Source organism: Streptomyces sp. CBMA152, assembly GCF_014596475.1.
Classification (GTDB): Bacteria; Actinomycetota; Actinomycetes; order Streptomycetales; family Streptomycetaceae; genus Streptomyces.
The window spans coordinates 88,388-105,374 of sequence record NZ_MECJ01000009.1 but is presented as its reverse complement, the minus strand read 5'-3'; the positions used below and the strand labels follow the sequence as shown (position 1 = coordinate 105,374).

The window sequence follows — 16,987 nt, the reverse complement described above, 5'->3', positions numbered from 1 at the left end:
CCAGACGGGACCGCCCCCACATGCGCGGCCTTCCTCCAGCGGGCCACCGCCTGGTTCGCCCCCACGGCATCACCGCCGAACGCCTCCTGACCGCAACGATCGTGTGGGCGTCACGCCTGACCACTTCACTGGCTTTCGCCCGGAGTCCCATTGAGGTGGTCGTGATGGCCAGGTGGGTTCCTCCTCCAAAGGTTCCAACAGGGCTACGGAGAAAGGGGGTTGCGTGGTCGACGGTCGGGGCGGATGGGTGAGGTGGGCGGGCGTGGTGGGGTGCGGAACACCGGGGCTCTATCTGGAATGGGGGAGTCCGTCGCGTCGTCGATGTGTGCCGGTCGTGTTGGGGTGGATTCCTTGCGGAGGGCGGTCGCTGTCCGGCTCGGTGTGCGGTACGACATGCGGGCCAGCAGTGTGCACTGGGCGCCGCTGCCTCTGTCTTGGCCGTCATGAGGAGTTCACCGCCATGTACGAAACGAAGGTGCGGCTCGTCGACTCGCTGGGGAAGACTCCTGGTAGTTACGAGTTGAAGGTCATTCCCTTGAACAGCGCCACGGTCGCCCACGTCACGTCGGGAGCCGGCTACACGGTCCTGCCGCTTGAGCTGGGGCAGCGCATGCCGGAGGAGGACGTTCAGATCGTCGTCAGGGCGCGGACCGAGTCGGCCCCAGTGGTCGGCCAAGGTGTTCTCCGCCTGCGATGGAGCGGGAAGCACAGGTGCGTGAACGTCTGCGAGAGCGATGATTTCCCGCCGCATCTCCATGTCGTAGCAGACGGCCGGGGCTGCCTGACAGTCCAGTTGCGGCACGAGAGTTGACCGGGCTCGGCGAACGGCCGGCCCTCCCGCGGTCGGTCGTTTCGTGACGCCCGGTGCGACTGAAGAGCCGGGGCGCCGTTGGTCAGGCGACGGGTGCCCTGTCCGCGCCACGGGTGTCTCAAGCCCTGAGAGTTCGCCCGTGGCGCACGCCTCGTGCCTTCGCGACGTGCGTGCCGTCGGCCGGTCCGGACGGGGGTCGGTCCGGACCGGCGGCCGCCGCGGTGTCCGGACAGGTGTTCCGTGGCGGGACGTCCCCGTCGAGTACGGACGGTGGGGACGGATCTACGACCTGTTCCGCCGATGGCAGCGGAACGGAACCTGGCATCGAATCCTCACCCGGCTCCAGTCCCTGGCCGATGCGGAGGGTGCGATCACGTGGGACCTGAGCGTCGACTCCACGGTGTGCCGCGCCCATCAGCATGCAGCCGGGGTCCGCAAGCAGGCGACCTGCAGAAGGAACTGCCGGGTGGCGTGTTCGCCGAGCCTGGTGATCACGGACTGGGACGATCGCGCGGCGGGTTCACCACCAAGCTGCGCAGTAGGCCAACCGCCCAGGCGGCGAGAGGTTCGGGGCAGCCTGTGTAGAGGGTGGCGACAGCCCGGTCGGGGTGCAGGCTGGTCGAGGCGTCGGGTTCCGGGCTGATCGCGTCTCGGAGCTGCGGGGACGCCCCGCCTGGACCCAATGCCAGCGACTGTGCGGCAGCCGGGGCCCCGGACCGCAAGACCGCCCTGGACGGCCGTTCCTTCTGCAACCCCCACGACATCGCCCATGCCACCGAGCTGGCCACCGCCCAGCTCAGCACCCGTGCCCGCCCCTGGATCTGGGGACAACCAGCACCTCCCACCCGGACACACAGGCGCCGCTATGTGTACGCCCTATGAGGAACGCAGTACTAGGTACCCGGTAAGGGCGGAATCGAGCCGCTCCGTCGGAGGGCCCGCGGGTGGCCGGTCGGCGGAGGCCGAGACGGAGTGGGTTCGGCGTTCGCCGTTGCGGGTGCCGCGGTAGGGCGGGCGGCCGGTGGACCGGCCCATACCGCGTGAACGCCGCTCACCGCCGAGAACGCCGCCCACCCATCGATTCCGTATTTATCGAATATTGACTGGACACACCTACGGTCACGTGACGAACGAATCCCGTCCCACACCCCACAGGAGACGCTTATGTTACGAAGATCGCGAATCGGACTCATCGCCGCCCTCATGGCCACCGTACTGCTGGCCGGCGGGATGGAGGCGTCCGCCCTCGCCGCGCCGGCCGTCGCGAAACCGGCCCCGACGGCGGGCGTACGCATGGGTACCGACAGCCAGGACGCGCCCCTGCGGCCAATCTCCGAACGTACGGCCGAGGCGCTGCGGGTGCGCGGGCCGAGCCCGCGCGCCGTGGCCGCGGCAGGGCCGGTCGACGCCATTCAGGCGCTCATCGACATCATCACCTATCTGTTCCAGATCTTCGACAACCACAAGGCCAAGGACCAGGGGGCCTTCGTCCAAGGCGTGATCAACGACTCGTGCGCCATGGTCCAGGGCCACTACAACGTGTTGATGGTCAAGGAGGAAAACGCCTCCTACGACACCAAATTCAACGGCGTGCGCTGGGAGGGCCGGCTCCACTACAGCTGGGACGGCTCCGCCACGTACCACTACTGGATCTTCGAATCCGGCAGCTTCCGTCTGAGGAGCGACGGCGGGTGGCGCAACTGGGGCTTCTGCGGGCGCTTCACCAGGAACGGTCCCGAGGTCGTCTTCCACCAGGCCGACGGGAACAGCCTGAAGAAGCAGGACCAGCAGAACAAGTGCGTGGACGTGCAGTCGAGTTCCACCAACAAGGGCACCCCGATCCAGATGTACGACTGCAACGCAACCAACGCCCAGTGGTGGTACCGGGACGGACTCGCGCTCAGGTCCGGCCTGCCCGGCAACAAATGCCTCGACGCGGGCGGAGCCGGCTGGACCGACAAGGCACAGCTGTGGGACTGCAACGGGAGCCCGCCCCAGCAGTGGGACTACGTCGGCAACGGCTCCCTGCGCAACCGCCAATGGAACTACTGCCTGGACATCCCCAACGGGAACACCGGCAACGGCAACCGGCTCCAGATGATGCCGTGCAACGACGGTCCCACCCAGCGGTTCACCCTTCCCTAGCCCCGGAGACGAGACGAAGATGACGACCACAGCAGTCCGGCGCGGCGCGCGCATCACGCTGCTCGCCTGCACGGCACTCGCGCTCGGAGTCGGCGGTGTCCTCCCGGCCCAGGCCGCGCCCGCCCGCCCGGCGGCCGCACACGCCACCGCCGACGACGAGGTGAACATCACCCAGGGGCAGCCCGTCTGGGGGCTCGACCAACGGCTGCGCGACCTCCACCAGCAGAACAAGTCCAAGAGCCGGGGCGACTACGTCCAGAGCCTGGTCAACGGCCTGGGCCCGTCCCTGAACGGCCATTACAACCTGCTCGTGACGGTCTCCGACGCCCGCTTCACCCATAGCCTCACCGGGTTCAGATTCCGGGCGCTGGTACGGAAGTCGAGCGGCGTCTACTACAACATCTGGGTCTTCGAATCGGGCGACTTCCAGCTCCAGAGCGACGGAGGCTGGTCCAACTGGGGTTTCTACGGGCACGGGAGCCGGTCGGGCGGGAACGTCTCCTTCCAGCGGGTGCCCGGCGGCGAGATCCAGGGCAAGGACGGAAAGTGCCTGGACGTCGCAGGCTCCCGGGCCGAGAACGGCCGGGCCGTCCAGACGTACGACTGCAACAACACCAACGCCCAGTGGTGGCGCCGCGAAGGCTCGGCGCTGCGCGCCGGTGACCTGGGCAACTGGTGCCTGGACGCGGCGGGTGCGTCCACGGGTGCACAGGCCCAGCTCTGGGTGTGCAACAGCACGCCGCCTCAGCAGTGGTCCTACGAGTCGGGGCAGTTGCGGAACGCCCAGTGGGGGTACTGCCTGGACGTGCCCAACGGCAATACGTCCAATGGCAGTCGGCTCCAGATGGCCGCGTGCGACGGGTCCGACCGGCAGCGGTTCACGATCCCCGGAGACTGATCACCCCGACGCGTGCCGGACGCGGGGCCGTGGCGGTCCGCGTCCGGCACGCGTCGGCGGCTCTGGGGTATCCCTCCCGCGCGAACCCCAGGCCGCCGTCGAGCTGGAACAAGGGGCCGTAGACCGCCGGATTGCGTGCGGCGAAGTCGCGGTAGGCGCGGCGAGGGCGGTGGCCCGTCCGCGCGGGCCGTCCGCGGCGGAGGCGGTGGTGACCGCGTCGCCGGCCAGCCTGTGCGCGCGGTTTCGAGACGGGTGGGGGTTCGGCCGTGCGTGGTGCCCGGTCCAGGGCGGTGCTGTGCCGGCGGGGCGACTGGCTCCGCGATGTTCTGTACGGGCAGAGTCTGCGGGGTCTGGTCGGCCCGGACGCAACTTCTTCGCATTAAGGTGGGTGCATGAGTGCCCGAGCGACCACACGCCCCGGCGGGCGCAGCGCCCGCGTCCAGCAGTCCGTGCATCAGGCTGTCCGTGACCTGGAGGCAGAGGTGGGGCGGGACGCGCTCACCGTGCCGCTGATCGCCGCCCGCGCGGGGGTGACGCCGTCCACCGTCTACCGGCGCTGGGGGGACCTGCGGGAGCTGCTGTCCGACGTGGCCGTCGAGCGGTTGCGCCCCGATGGTGCGCCGGCCGACCACGGCAGCCTGCGGGCGGACCTGGAGGCGTGGGTGGTGCAGTTCGCGGAGGAGATGTCCTCGACGGCGGGCCGCACGTACATCCGCGACGCCCTGCTGGGTGACCCGGAGCAGGGCAATGCGGTCCGCTGCTCCGATTACGCCGTCGAGCAGTTGAAGGTCATCGGTGTGCGCGCGGCCGGGCGCGGGGAGGCCGTGCCCGATGTGGAGACCTTGCTGGACGTCGTCGTCGCCCCCTTGATGTACCGCATCCTGTTTCGTCCCTCGGATCTGTCGGCGGCCTACACCGACCGGCTCGTGGCGTCGGTGCTCGGCCGGGGTCCGCTCCCTTCAGCGGCCAAAAGCTAAAGATTTGCGTTTTGGGTGGGGCGGGGCCTACTCTCTGTCTAACGCAAAGCGTTTGCCTTTAGGTGTGAGGGGTGCTCCATGCTCGGCGTCCTGGCCCCGCCGTCCTCGTCGGTTTCCTGGCCGACGTGTACGGCCTGCGGGCCGCCGCTCTACGCCGTGACGGCCGTTCTGCTGACCCTGATCGGTCTCGTCCGCGCCGTGCGGCAGCCGAGCACCGGCTGACCGGATCCTGCCTTCCCGCCGCACCGCCCCATCCGAAGGAACCCACCGATGAGTAACGCCACGCCCCGTCAAGCCACTTCTTCCCCACGCATGGGATGGAGCCTCGGCGACATCGCCGTACGCCGCGTCGACGAGATCGAACTGCCGCGCCAGACCGGACCCTGGCTGCTGCCGGACGCCACCAAGGAGGTGCTGGACGAAGCGTCGTGGCTGCGCCCCGACTTCGCCGACGCCGACGTCCCCCGTCTGGCGAGCCACAGCTTCGCGGTGGAGGCGGGCGGGCTGCGGATCGTCGTGGACACCGGCATCGGCAACGCCAAGCCGCGCGCCAACCCGGCCTGGAACGGTCTCGACACCGACTTCCTGAAGCGCCTGACGGCGGCCGGCTTCCCGCCCGAGTCCGTGGACCTGGTGATCACCACGCACCTGCACACCGACCACGTCGGCTGGAACACCCGCCTCGCCGGTGAGGACTGGGTTCCCACCTTCCCCAACGCCCGCTACCTCACCAGCCGCACCGAATGGGACCACTGGGCCGCCACCGACCTGGACGAGGCCCGACGCCAGATGTTCCGCGACTCCGTCACCCCCGTACGCGACGCCGGACAGTACGACCTCGTGGACGTGCCCGATCAGGGGCACGAGGTGGCGCCGGGCGTCCTGCTGGTCCCTGCCCCGGGCCACACCCCGGGGCAGGTCGCCGTGGAACTGCACGGCAGCGACCGCCGCGCGCTGATCACCGGCGACAGCATCCACCACCCCGTGCAGCTGTCCCACCCCCACGTGCACAGCTGCGTCGACATCGACCCCGCCCAGGCGATCCGCACCCGTGCCAGGCTGCTCGACACCCTGGCGGACACGGACACGCTGCTCATGGGCACCCACTTCCCGCGGCCCACGGCCGGCACCGTCCGCCGGGAGAACGGCCGCTACCGGCTGCTCGGCGACCACGGCGCCGAGATCCCGGCCACCGCGGCCTGACCGCGCGGTCGGCCCCCTCGGCCGCTCCCGCGTGGGCTGCCGAGCTGCCGCGGCGTCTGTAGCTGGCTAAAGCGAATCCTTGGCCTTCCGGGCGTCGGTCACACCGCCGCTCCAACCTCCACCGAGAGGAAGAACATCCATGTCCGCCGTCGAACTCACACCGCCAGAGGCCGCCCGCTGGGCCGCCCGCGCCGGACTTGAGCTGCCCGCCGAGCGGCACGCCGCGGTCGCCGCGGTCGCCAACCACATCCACAGCGTCGTCTCGGTCCTGCGCGAGCTGGACTTCGCGGACGCCCCGCCCGCTGCCGCCTACCACGCCGGACAGGAGAAGCACGATGCAGCCGTATGAGCTGTCCCTCGCCGCCGCCGCGGACGCGATCCGGGCCCGGCGACTGTCCCCCCTCGAACTGGTCGACTCCGTCCTCGATCGGATCGAGAAGACGGAGCCGCACCTCGGCGCCTATGTCACGGTCGCCGCGGAGCAGGCCCGCCGGGCGGCGGGCGAAGCCGAACAGGAAGTGGCGCAGGGCCGTTACCGGGGACCGCTGCACGGCATCCCGATGGGGCTCAAGGACCTCATCGATGTCGGTGGGATGGCCACCACGGCCAGCTCCCGGGTCCGCGCCGACCACCGCGCGACAGCGGACAGCACCGTCGCCGCGCGTCTGAGCGCGGCCGGCGCGATCCTGCTCGGCAAGACCCACACCCACGAATTCGCGTTCGGCCTGACCACCCCGCAGACCCGCAATGCCTGGGACCTGGGCCGGGTCGCCGGCGGCTCCAGCGGCGGCTCCGCGGTCGCCGTCGCGTCGGGCGCCGCGACCTTCGCCCTGGGCACCGACACCGGCGGGTCGATCCGGGTGCCAGCCGCGCTCAACGGTGTCGTCGGCCTCAAGCCGACCTACGGTCTCGTCCCCCGTCACGGCGTCACCTCCCTGTCCTGGTCACTGGACCACGTCGGCCCGATCACCCGAACTGTCGAGGATGCGGCCCTGGTCCTGACCGCGCTGGCCGGACATGATCCGCGCGACCCCGCCTCGCTGTCGGTGCCCGTCGCGGACTACCGGCCCGGTGCCGGCACGGACCTGACAGGGCTGCGCATCGGCGTGCCGCGCACCTACTACTTCGACAACGTCCACCCCCAGGTGGAGACCGCTGTCCGGCACGCCATCGGGCAGTTGGAAGCCCTGGGCGCACAGCTCGTCGACGTCGACATCCCGATGACCCGCTACATCCAGGCAACCCAGTGGGGCTTGATGGTGCCGGAGGCCGGCGCCTACCACGAAGGCAGCCTGCGAACGGTCCCCGAGCTGTACCAGGAGGACGTCCGCATCCTTCTGGAGGCAAGCGAGTTGATGAGTGCCGGTGACTACGTACGCGCTCAACGCTCCCGCACACTCATGCGCGCCGAGTGGGCCCGCATACTGGAGGAGGTCGACGTGATCGTCGCCCCGAGCGTCCCGATGCCCGCGGTCGGGGCCGACGAGGAGACGGTCACCTGGCCCGACGGCACGGCCGAGAGCGTCTCCGACGCCTACGTACGCCTTTGCGCCCCCGCCAATATCACCGGAGTGCCCGCCCTGACCGTTCCGGTCGGCCACGACGCGGCGGGCCTGCCCATCGGCATGCAGCTGCTCGGCCGACCCCTCGGCGAGCCCACCCTCCTGCGGGTCGGGCACGCCTACGAGCAGACACAGCCCGCCCGGGCGCTCGCCACAGCGGCCTGATCGCGGAAGCCGCGAAGCAGGGTGAGGTGGGCTTATCGCTGGTCACCCGCCCGCAGTCCCCGCGGACGGAACAGCAGCGCGTCCCGGCCACTTGTCCGTCACCTCGCCCACCAGGAATTCGGCTCAATAGGCATCATCGACGGTGATGCAGGTATGGGATAGTCCTGTGAGACGGATCTTCTTGAACGGAAGTAGACGCTATCGCGGGATCAAGAGTCTGCGAACGCGCATGTCCAGGAAGCTGAGCACGCCCGCCGACACCAAGGAGGTACATTCGCGGCGCCCTTAGCCCTCTCGCATCGTGGCCGGCCACAGCCCTTGGAACGCGCCGGGCCAGGCCCGCGAATAAGCTTCAAGGAGCAGGAGTTGCCCGTCGTAAGACGCTTGATCTCGCCCGAGGGGCGCATCTGGGAGACAGGCGATATCGCGGCCCGCGTATTCGGTTGCGCTGAACTTCTTGTACGCCGCGGCATTGAACCCGGGTCGCGGGTCATGGTGAGCGGGGCCAATTCACCGGAATGGGTCGTCGTTCTGCTCGCGCTCATTCATCTCGATGCCTCGGTGGTCCTGGCCGATCACCGAGTGACCCCGTCACAGCGATCGCGGATCCGTGCCCAGGCGCGTGTGGTGCTCGACATCAGTGAGGGGACGCCCGACATCGCGGTGCCGCGGCCCGTATCGAACACGGAGGCCGTGCCCGATGTCGCGGCCTGGGCGCGGCGCCAGGACGCCGCGATCTCGTGGTCGTCGGGTACGACAGGGAGCCCCAAGGGCATTGTCCGCTCCGGTCGTTCGATTCTGGACAACCTCGCGCTCAGCGCGGAACGCATGGGGTACCGGCCCGACGACGTCTTCCTGCCCGTCCTGCCGTACTCCCACCAATACGGTCTGTCGCTGGTCCTCTGCTGGTGGCTGGGCGGCGGCACGCTTGTGGTGTACGGGCCAACCACGCGCCTGGACCGTGCGCTTGCGGTGGGCGTGGACCATGGCCTCTCCATCGTCGATGGGGCCCCGTCGACCTATTACAGCCTGCTCAACCTGCTCGACCGTCGCCCCGCCCTCGCAGACGCACTGAAGACGGTACGGGCCTGGTGCGTGGGCGGCGCGCCGCTGGGGCGCAACCTGGCTGCTCGGTTCCACGCCCGCACAGGCCGGCACTTGCTCGACGGCTATGGAGCGACCGAGCTGGGAAACATCGCGCTGGCGTCGCATGCCGATCCGGTCGGGTGCGGCACGCCGCTGCCCGGCGTGGTCGTCGAGGTCCACGACGACCAGGGCAGGCCGCTTCCCAACGGCCGGCTCGGCGAGCTCGTCGTACGCAGTGAGGGCCTGATGACCGGTCATCTGGGCGATGACGGTGGGATTGTTCCGGTTCCGGGTCCCGTTCACCGCACCGGCGACATCGGCCTGGTCGACGACGCGGGCCGCGTCTTCCCGGTCGGGCGCAAGCGCGCCGTGCACCGTGACGGCCACACCCTCTATCCCGACCACCTCGCCGAGCGGGCGGAGTCGGCCGGTGCGCAGACGGAGGTCGTCGCCGTCCCCGACGAGCGTCTGGGCTGTCGTCTGGTGTTCGTGATCGCGGACCCGGACGATCACGAGCCCGCGCACTGGAAACGGGTGCTGCGCCCTGTGCTGGCCCGTTACGAGCAGCCCGACCACATTGTCGTGCTTCCGGCGTTGCCTCTCACGAGCACGGGAAAGCCCGACCTGACCGCTCTGGAGGAGATCGCCATGACCTCGCTGCCCGCGTCGTACCGCACGACCACCGACGCGATCGCGTCCGGTTCGGCCGTCGGCGCGACCGACTCCCGCATCCCCTTCGCCGACCGTGTCGATGCGCTGCGCGCTGTGCGCCGGTACGTGGCGGACAACGAAGAGGCGGTGATGAGGATTCTCACCGAAATCTCGCCCCACCACACTGCCGGCGCGGAGATTCGTTCGTTCCTCGCCACCCTTGACGGCGCGGAGGAGGAGATTCGCCGGGTCCGGCCGGGCTGTGTGCCTCGGGCTGCAGTTTTCATGCCTTCCAATATTCCGCTCTATTCCTACGCGCTGTACATGCTGGTGGCGTCCCTTTACGTCGACAGAATCTCCTTTCGGCCGTCCTCGCAGATCAACAGTCAGATGCGGCGATTACACGCCCTGCTGGCGCCGGTGCACGGCTTACCCGTCGAGCTTTGCGACCTCAGTCAGCGCAAGTTCCTGACGGGTCCGGTGCGCGAGGCGGACCTCATCGTCTTCACCGGTGATTACGCCAATGCCGAGATCATCCGCGAAGGGCTGGCGGACGACCAGCTCTTCCTTTTCTTCGGTCGCGGCATCAACCCTTTCGTGATCGCACCCGATGCCGATCTTAAGCGTGCCGCACATGACGTCGCGCGAATCCGGCTCTACAACTCGGGCCAGGACTGTTTCGGCCCCGACGTCGTGTTCGCGCCGCAGGGCCGCACTGAGGACTTCGTCAACCTGTTGTCCACCGAGCTGACTTCACTGAGTTTCGGGCAGAACAGCGACCCTGCCGCCGACTACGGTCCGATCTACTACGACTCGGCGCTGGTGAACTGCTCGGACTACCTGGTGCGGCATCTACGTCACATCCGGCACGGCGGGCACATCGATCTGCTGTCCCGCAAGATCGAGCCGACCGTGTTGCTCTGGGGCTTCGACGACAAGATCCCCCTTGCCGAGATGTTCGCCCCGGTGTTCAACGTCGTGGCCTATCCCAGTGCGAGGCGGTTGCGTGAACGCTTGTCCAGCCCCTACTTCAGCGAGCGCGCGCTGGGTGCGATGGTCTACGGAAACGATCCGGAGACGGTGGATGTTCTGTCCAAGCGTCACCACACCTGTGTCAACCACACGCTGCTCGAAGCCGACGACGGCAACCGCCCGTTCGGCGGATTCGGGTTGAGGGCGAACTACCTCTCCTACGGCGGCGAGCGGCACGCCGAACCCCTGCTCATATCGCAGGCCGTGGCGCGGAATCTCCCGACGGCTGCTCCTGCCGCGGTGCGTGGGAGGTGACCCAGGTGGGCAAACGGTACGCCGACGCGTGGTCCGCGATCGTCGACGTACTGGTGGCGAACGGGGTCGACACCTGCTTCGGGCTACCCGGCGATGATCTGGAGTTGCTTCGTGCCCTCGACGCTGCCGGCCTGGACCTCGTGCCGTGCCGTGACCAGCGCAACGCGATGTACATGGCGACCGGCTATGCGTTGCAGTCGGGTCGGCTGGCCGTATGCGCCCTGGGCAAAGGGCCGGCTGTCACTCACGCGGCCACGGGGCTGCTTGAGGCGCGGGAGTCCGGGGCACCGGTCCTCGTGCTCGCCGCCGGCGTGTCCGAACGGCGCCGGGGCAGTGGTGGATTCCAGGAACTCGACCAGGTAGCTGTGACCGCGCCCCTCGTGCGGTGGGCGCACCGGGTGGGACATCCTGACCGGGTCGTCCCCGCGACGGTGACGGCGCTGACCCGAGCCGTGGGGCCGCCGGCGGGACCCGTGTACCTGGAGATGCCCGATGACGTCCGCACGGCGGAGATCCTCGTCACCGGACCGCAGCCAACGCTGCCCGAACCACTGGTCCTTGAGTCCGTTCCCCTGATGCCGGGACCGGCCCTGGCGGCGATCCGCGCGAGCCGGCGTCCGGTGGTGCTGGTGGGTGGCGGAATGCGGCACCGCAACGACGACGGTGTGGTCGAGCGCTTCTCCGAACGCCTTGGCGCGGCGCTCTTCACCACCGCGTCCGGCCGTGGTGCCGTCGACGAGTACCACCGGCTGTTCTGCGGGGTGGCCGGCCTCTACGCCACGGCCCCCGCCCGTGAGCTGTGGTCATCCTGCGACCTGGTGGTGTCGCTCGCCGGGCGGCTTGAGGAGACAGTCGTCGAAGGCGGAACACCGTGGCCCCCGGTCACGGTGGTCCAGGTCAACGTCGATCCGGGCGGGCTGTCGGCCGAGTTCGCGGGCCCGCGCGTGCTCGGGGACGCCCGGCATGCCGTGCTCGGCTGGTCGCGGACGCTGGATGAAGAAGGCAAGGGCGAGCCCGCAGACGCGACCGAGGTGTGGGCGAACGTGATCGCCGTCGCCCGTAAGGTCATGTCGCTCGGCGTGGAAGCGGAATTGGCCCGCGCGGCGACGCTGCCAGGAATCCGCATCGCCGAGCTGCTCGCCGCGCTGGACGCCACCGCCGGCGAGCATCATGTGCTGGTCCAGGAGAACGGGCTGCAGGACATGTGGTCCTACTGCTTCCCCTTCCACGTCGGTGGCGGGTCCATCGTGCCGTCGGAGCAGACCCCCTTGGGCTTCGGAGCGGCCGCGGCCATCGGGGTCAAGCGGGCCGCCCCGGACCACGAGGTCACCGCGTTCATCGGGGACGGGGCGTTCCTCGCGGCCCGCGCGGACATCGCCGCCGCGGCTCCGGCCCACGGCGGCGTTCTGTACGTGGTGCTGTGCAACGGCGGCTACGGCTGGCTCGATGCCCAACGCGCCCGCCTCGGACTCGACGCCGAGCGCTATCCCTTCATCCGCCCGGGAGCGCCGCCGCCGGTGGTGGACGGGCCGGACATCCGCTGTCGAGTGCTGCGCGACAAGGCCGCGCTGGCCGATGAGATTCTTGCCGCGCGACGGTTCTGCTCGCAGGGGGGCACGGCCGTACTCATGGTGCCGGTCGCCCCCGACGACATCCCCCCACCCCTGCGCGATGCCGAGGTGGTTCCCCAGTGACCGACGCAAGGAGGCCAGGTGACGCCAGGCGCCGGGTGATGGTCACCGGGTACGGGGCAGTGACGCCGCTGGGTCACAGCGTCGAGGAGACGTGGACGGCGATGCTGGCCGGGCGCAGCGGCATCGACACCGTGGACGCGATCGACGTGACCGGTCTCGGAGTCCGGATCGGCGGCCAGGTCCGCGTGTTCACCCCCGATCGCTACATGCCCCCGCCGGTCAGCCGGCGTGCCGACCCGTACGCGCAGTTCGCCCTCGCCGCGGCTCTGGAGGCTTGTGAGCACGCCGGACTCGTCGTCGACGAGCAACTGGCGCCGCGGGTCGCCGTGATCATCGGCAGTGGCTATGGCCCGGTGGGGTCGATCTACCGTGCCGCGAACACGCTGCGCGACAAGGGGCCACGGGCCATCGGTCCGTTCACCCAGGTCACGACCGCTATGGACAGCGCCGCTGTCGAGATCAGTATGCGTCTGGGCACGCAGGGGCCCAGCCGTGCCCAGAGCACGGCGTGCGCCAGCGGCGCCGACGCGGTGGGCGCGGGGATGCGCATGATCAGCCATGGGGAGGTGGACATCGTCCTGGTCGGCGGTGCCGACGCCTGTGTCACCGCCGTCGACCTCGCGGGCAGCGGCAACGCCCGCGCGCTGTCCCGACGCAATGACGACCCGACCGCGGCGTGTCGCCCGTTCGATGTGCACCGCGACGGGTTCGTGATGAGTGAGGGAGCCGCCGTGGTGGTGTTGGAGGCCGCCGAGGTGGCCGACCGGCGAGGGGCGACGGCCTTGGCCGAACTCGCGGGTTACGGAGCGAGTTCCGACGCTCATCACTGGACCGCTCCGCACCCGGAGGGACGGGGTGCGTGCCTCGCCGTCGAGGCGGCGCTGCGCGACGCGGGGATATCGGGGTCGGACGTGGACTACGTCAACGCGCACGGTACCGGCACGCTGCTGAACGACGCCATCGAGACGGCCGTCCTGCGCAAGGTGCTGGAAGATCGTGTCACCCGGATCCCGGTCAGCTCCACCAAGTCGATGACGGGGCACATGATCGGTGCCGCCGGAGCGGTGGAGCTCGTGGCGTCGATCCTGGCCCTCCGCACGGGTGACGTCCCGCCGACCATCAACTGCGACGAGCCGATCGACCCGGACATCAACTTCGTGCCGCACCACCCGCAGCACCACGAACGTATGCGGATCGCTCTGAGCAATTCATTCGGTTTCGGCGGCCACAATGCCGCTCTCGTGGTGCGAGCCGTATGAGGTCCCGGCCGTGAACAACCTTCCGGAACCGATCCCGAGCCCCGACACCATTATCCGCAGCGGGCCGCTGACCTGGGTCCAGCAGTGGCACTGGTTCGAACGCACCATTCCTCCACCACGGCGGGTGAACCCGACGCCGCTCGCCGACCACTGCCACGTCCCGCCCCCGGCAACCCTCGCCGACATCCACGACGCGCTCGCGTCCCTCACCGCCCGCCACGAGGCGCTGCGCACCACCATCGACCCGCTCCGCCCGGTACAACGTGTCCATCGAGCGGACTGGGCCCCGCTGCCGGTCGACTGCGTCGAGGTCCCCGTCGTCGATGCCGACACCCTGGAGGCTGCCACGGCAGCGCTGGCTGCGCTCCCCATCGATCCCGAGCGGAATCCGCCCTGGCGCGCCCGGGTTGTGCTCCAGGCAGGAAAGCCGCGCGCGGTCCTGATGGCCACCCACCACGTGGTGATCGACGGATGGGGGCTGGCGGTACTGATCAACCAGCTGCACGATCAACTGCTCGGCGACGACGCACCGGTGGAGCCATGTCTGCACCCGCTCGACACGGTCGCCGCCCAGCATCGGGGACACGCCGTCGCAGCAGAGCGTGAGTGGCTCACGCGTCTGGAGAGCAATCCGACCGGCGTGCTGGCCCCGTTCGGCGGGAGCGGCAACGGCGAGGGGCGCTACCGCCTCCAGTACCGCTCGGTGGGCGCGTACGACGACCTCGACCGTGTCGCCCGGCGTTATCGGGCCAGCCCGGAGGTCGTTGTGCTCGCGGCGCTGGCCCACGACGTCGCCACCCGCACCGGCGAACACCGGTTCCTCGCGTCCGTGGTGGTCTCCAACCGGGCCCGGGCCGCTCTGCGCAGCAGCATCGGCGTCCGGGCCCTGACGGTTCCCGTCCAGATCGATCTCCGCCCGGGCGCGGCGTTCGGCGAGGTGGTCGCCTCCATCACGGCCGCCTCCACCGCGGCCTACCGGCACGGTCAGTGGCGCCCCGCGGAACTCGTCGCCGCCCAGGCCCGTATGGACCGTCGCCGCGGTGTCGTGACCGTACCCACCATCGAGTACAACTGCTACTCGTGGCCACGCGACTACCTGGTCCCCACGGAGAACACGCCGTCGGGCGGGTCCGCCACCTGGATCACCAGCGTGCCGGACGAGCCCTGCGAGACGCTGTACGTCGACCTCAGCCGTGACGAGGGGTTCGTCACCCTTGATGTCACCGTCGGGGACCACCTGCTGGACGCGGGGCAGGCCGTGGCGTTGCCCGCCCGTTTGTGCGGTCTCCTGCGAACGCTCGCCGACGGGGCCGAGTGCCCGGTTCCGGCACGCTCGCTCACCCCGGCGGCCTCCGGGTGGTGGCGTGCCCCGCAGGGATGGGTGTGCTTGCCGCGGGTCGAAGACCTGTTGCGTGACCATGCCGGAGTGCTCGACGTGAAGGTGGCGCCGAGCGGGGACACCGCGGGGGATGGCGACGAACCCCACCTCGTCGCACACGTCCGCGTCGCCCCCGATGTCACCCCCGCCGACCTGCACCGCCACGTTCTGGACCACCTCGGCGAAGTGCCCGGCATCATGGCTCCGGACCGCTACGTCCTGTCCCCGGACGGCCTTGACTCCGGCCGTCTGTCCGACCAGTCCTGCACCGCCGCCGACGGCACGAAAACCCCGCAGATCCCGTCGCGCCCGCCCGCCCCGGGCGCCGAACGGGCGCTGGCCGCCGCCGTGGCCGCTGTCAGACCCGGCGATCTTCCGGTCGGCTCCCTCGACAGCCCTGATGCCCTGGACATGAACCGCTGCCTCGCCGACCACGGAGTCACCCTGGTCGCCGTCCCTCGTCTACTGGCGCTGCTCCACCAGTTCGGCTTCACCGGGATCACGTCGGACGAGCTGGCCGGAACAGCCTCGCTCGGCCACCTTGCCGCAGCCCTGGAGCCCTTACCGCCCCGCGCCCCTCGTGGAGGAGAAACCTCACCATGACCGCGTCCCACACCGCCCCGCCCTCCGTGGACCGCCTGGCCCCCTGGGCGTTCGGCGCCTTCGTCGAGGCGAACACGCACGACACGGCATACCGCCCACCCGTGGTGGACGGTCCCGTCGGGCCGACCATCGTCCGCAACGGCCGCGAGCTGGTGAACTTCGCCAGTATCAGCTTCCTCGACCTGGAGCGCCACGTTCCGGTACAACGTCATTTCGCGGAGGGGGCGCGAATCCACGGCTTGAGCACCAGTGGATCCAGGATGACCCAGGGGATCTGCCGCCCGCACCAGGACCTTGAGGAGACGATTGCCCGCCACACCGGCAAGGAGCAGGCCATCAGCTTCGCCACGGGGCTACTGGCCAACATCGGGTTCGTCCACGCCATGAGCAGTTCCGCACACTTCGACGCCGGGATCGAGGTGCGCAATCACGACACCGTTTTCGTCGTCGACCGCGATGTCCACTGGAGTATCTGGAAGGGCCTCGAAGGACTTGGCTACGGCCGCAGTGTCCACGCGTTCCGGCACAACGACGTCTCCGACCTGGCACGGATCCTGAACCGGGTCCGGACCCGCAAGTCCGTGGTGATCGCCGAGAGCATCTATTCGGCCGACGGCACCATGGGGCCGATCGTGGAGATCCTCGACGAGTGCGACCGGCACGGCGCCATCAGCATGATCGACGATGCGAACGGCTTCATGGTGTACGGGCCCGAGAACCGTCCCTACGCCCGCGAGGCGGCCGCGATCCGGGAGCGGGCCGACTTCGTCATGGTGTCCCTTTCGAAGGCCATCGGTCTGGAAGGCGGCGCGATCGCCGGTCCCGCGGAGGCCATCGACGCCTTCGAACTGCTCTCCGGCACCTCGATGTTCACGGCCGCCATCCAGCCACCCACCGCCTACGCGGCCAAGCGCACGATCGACGCCCTCGCCGGCAACCCGAGGATCGTCGACGACTACTTGGCGCATGCCGCCCGCCTTCGCCGGCAGATGCACGAGGCCGACACGCCGACGACGCCGACCGATTCCTACATGCTCTCGGTGCCGATCGGCAACGATGCCGCCGCCCTGCAGATGCGGGAGTGGTTCGTCGAAGACGGCTACCTCGTACCCGTCTTCTCCTACCCGGCCGTTTCACGCAACCAGGCGCTCCTGCGCTTGTTCCCGCACGCGGGCCACACCGAGGAGCAGATGGACGGCTTCCTGCGCACCCTCCTCACCTACCGACGGCGCCTCGGGGTCTGACATCCCCACCGAGGCTCGCCCCGC

At 69.7% G+C, this 16,987-nt stretch carries 13 protein-coding genes and 3 pseudogenes; 14 read left to right on the top strand and 2 right to left on the bottom strand.

Annotated elements, in window-relative coordinates:
* Nucleotides 1-460 precede the first annotated feature (460 nt).
* Together BG418_RS08570 and BG418_RS41120 are read left to right on the top strand one after the other, a co-directional pair.
* On the top strand, nt 461-811 hold the full coding sequence (locus tag BG418_RS08570; RefSeq protein WP_188273121.1) for a hypothetical protein: 351 nt from the start codon (nt 461-463) through the stop codon (nt 809-811).
* Between the two features lie 43 nt (nt 812-854).
* Nucleotides 855-1,091 (top strand): annotated as a pseudogene (locus tag BG418_RS41120) (hypothetical protein); the annotation flags it as partial.
* A 253-nt stretch (nt 1,092-1,344) separates the two neighbouring features.
* Here BG418_RS41120 and BG418_RS39705 read toward each other — a convergent pair.
* Nucleotides 1,345-1,497 (bottom strand): annotated as a pseudogene (locus BG418_RS39705) (alpha/beta hydrolase); the annotation flags it as partial.
* Between the two features lie 478 nt (nt 1,498-1,975).
* On the opposite strand from BG418_RS39705, the gene BG418_RS08560 reads away from it, so the two are divergent.
* The gene (locus BG418_RS08560; protein ID WP_188273120.1) at nt 1,976-2,956 is read left to right on the top strand and encodes a ricin-type beta-trefoil lectin domain protein; all 981 of its coding nucleotides are present in this window, start codon (nt 1,976-1,978) and stop codon (nt 2,954-2,956) included.
* A gap of 19 nt (nt 2,957-2,975) precedes the next feature.
* Entirely contained in the window at nt 2,976-3,854 is an 879-nt protein-coding gene (locus BG418_RS08555) for a ricin-type beta-trefoil lectin domain protein (protein WP_188273119.1), read from the top strand.
* Nucleotides 3,855-3,911: 57 nt separating this feature from the next.
* On the opposite strand, the pseudogene BG418_RS39700 reads toward BG418_RS08555, so the two are convergent.
* Nucleotides 3,912-4,058 (bottom strand): annotated as a pseudogene (locus BG418_RS39700) (TetR family transcriptional regulator); the annotation flags it as partial.
* Nucleotides 4,059-4,246: 188 nt separating this feature from the next.
* On the opposite strand from BG418_RS39700, the gene BG418_RS08550 reads away from it, so the two are divergent.
* From BG418_RS08550 to BG418_RS08505, 10 genes are all read left to right on the top strand, one after another.
* Nucleotides 4,247-4,831, top strand: a complete 585-nt coding sequence (locus BG418_RS08550) for a TetR/AcrR family transcriptional regulator (protein WP_188273118.1) — start codon at nt 4,247-4,249, stop codon at nt 4,829-4,831.
* A gap of 78 nt (nt 4,832-4,909) precedes the next feature.
* A complete protein-coding gene (locus tag BG418_RS08545; protein ID WP_188273117.1) occupies nt 4,910-5,053 on the top strand; it encodes a hypothetical protein in 144 nt (47 codons plus the stop codon).
* Nucleotides 5,054-5,101: 48 nt separating this feature from the next.
* The gene (locus BG418_RS08540) at nt 5,102-6,034 is read left to right on the top strand and encodes an MBL fold metallo-hydrolase (RefSeq protein ID WP_188273116.1); all 933 of its coding nucleotides are present in this window, start codon (nt 5,102-5,104) and stop codon (nt 6,032-6,034) included.
* 139 nt (nt 6,035-6,173) lie between these two features.
* Complete coding sequence (locus BG418_RS08535) at nt 6,174-6,383, top strand: hypothetical protein (RefSeq protein ID WP_188273115.1); 210 nt, start codon at nt 6,174-6,176, stop codon at nt 6,381-6,383.
* On the top strand, nt 6,370-7,761 hold the full coding sequence (locus BG418_RS08530; protein ID WP_188273114.1) for an amidase: 1,392 nt from the start codon (nt 6,370-6,372) through the stop codon (nt 7,759-7,761). The genes BG418_RS08535 and BG418_RS08530 overlap by 14 nt, the downstream gene beginning before the upstream one ends.
* 366 nt (nt 7,762-8,127) lie before the next feature.
* Nucleotides 8,128-10,785: an aldehyde dehydrogenase family protein gene (locus BG418_RS08525; protein WP_188273113.1), complete on the top strand. Its 2,658-nt coding sequence runs from the start codon at nt 8,128-8,130 to the stop codon at nt 10,783-10,785.
* Between the two features lie 5 nt (nt 10,786-10,790).
* The gene (locus BG418_RS08520; RefSeq protein ID WP_188273112.1) at nt 10,791-12,479 is read left to right on the top strand and encodes a thiamine pyrophosphate-binding protein; all 1,689 of its coding nucleotides are present in this window, start codon (nt 10,791-10,793) and stop codon (nt 12,477-12,479) included.
* Nucleotides 12,476-13,738, top strand: a complete 1,263-nt coding sequence (gene fabF, locus BG418_RS08515; RefSeq protein ID WP_317453566.1) for a beta-ketoacyl-ACP synthase II — start codon at nt 12,476-12,478, stop codon at nt 13,736-13,738. The genes BG418_RS08520 and fabF overlap by 4 nt, the downstream gene beginning before the upstream one ends.
* A 10-nt stretch (nt 13,739-13,748) precedes the next feature.
* Entirely contained in the window at nt 13,749-15,719 is a 1,971-nt protein-coding gene (locus tag BG418_RS08510; RefSeq protein WP_317453565.1) for a condensation domain-containing protein, read from the top strand.
* Nucleotides 15,716-16,963: an aminotransferase class I/II-fold pyridoxal phosphate-dependent enzyme gene (locus tag BG418_RS08505; protein WP_188273110.1), complete on the top strand. Its 1,248-nt coding sequence runs from the start codon at nt 15,716-15,718 to the stop codon at nt 16,961-16,963. Before BG418_RS08510 ends, BG418_RS08505 begins: the two co-directional genes overlap by 4 nt.
* The last annotated feature ends 24 nt before the right edge of the window (nt 16,964-16,987 follow it).

Bases quoted from the DNA above. Each gene is read 5' to 3' on its own strand.
- BG418_RS08570 (WP_188273121.1), top strand. From the start codon at position 461: ATGTACGAAACGAAGGTGCGGCTCGTCGACTCGCTGGGGAAGACTCCT.
- BG418_RS08560 (WP_188273120.1), top strand. From the start codon at position 1,976: ATGTTACGAAGATCGCGAATCGGACTCATCGCCGCCCTCATGGCCACC.
- BG418_RS08555 (WP_188273119.1), top strand. From the start codon at position 2,976: ATGACGACCACAGCAGTCCGGCGCGGCGCGCGCATCACGCTGCTCGCC.
- BG418_RS08550 (WP_188273118.1), top strand. From the start codon at position 4,247: ATGAGTGCCCGAGCGACCACACGCCCCGGCGGGCGCAGCGCCCGCGTC.
- BG418_RS08545 (WP_188273117.1), top strand. From the start codon at position 4,910: ATGCTCGGCGTCCTGGCCCCGCCGTCCTCGTCGGTTTCCTGGCCGACG.
- BG418_RS08540 (WP_188273116.1), top strand. From the start codon at position 5,102: ATGAGTAACGCCACGCCCCGTCAAGCCACTTCTTCCCCACGCATGGGA.
- BG418_RS08535 (WP_188273115.1), top strand. From the start codon at position 6,174: ATGTCCGCCGTCGAACTCACACCGCCAGAGGCCGCCCGCTGGGCCGCC.
- BG418_RS08530 (WP_188273114.1), top strand. From the start codon at position 6,370: ATGCAGCCGTATGAGCTGTCCCTCGCCGCCGCCGCGGACGCGATCCGG.
- BG418_RS08505 (WP_188273110.1), top strand. From the start codon at position 15,716: ATGACCGCGTCCCACACCGCCCCGCCCTCCGTGGACCGCCTGGCCCCC.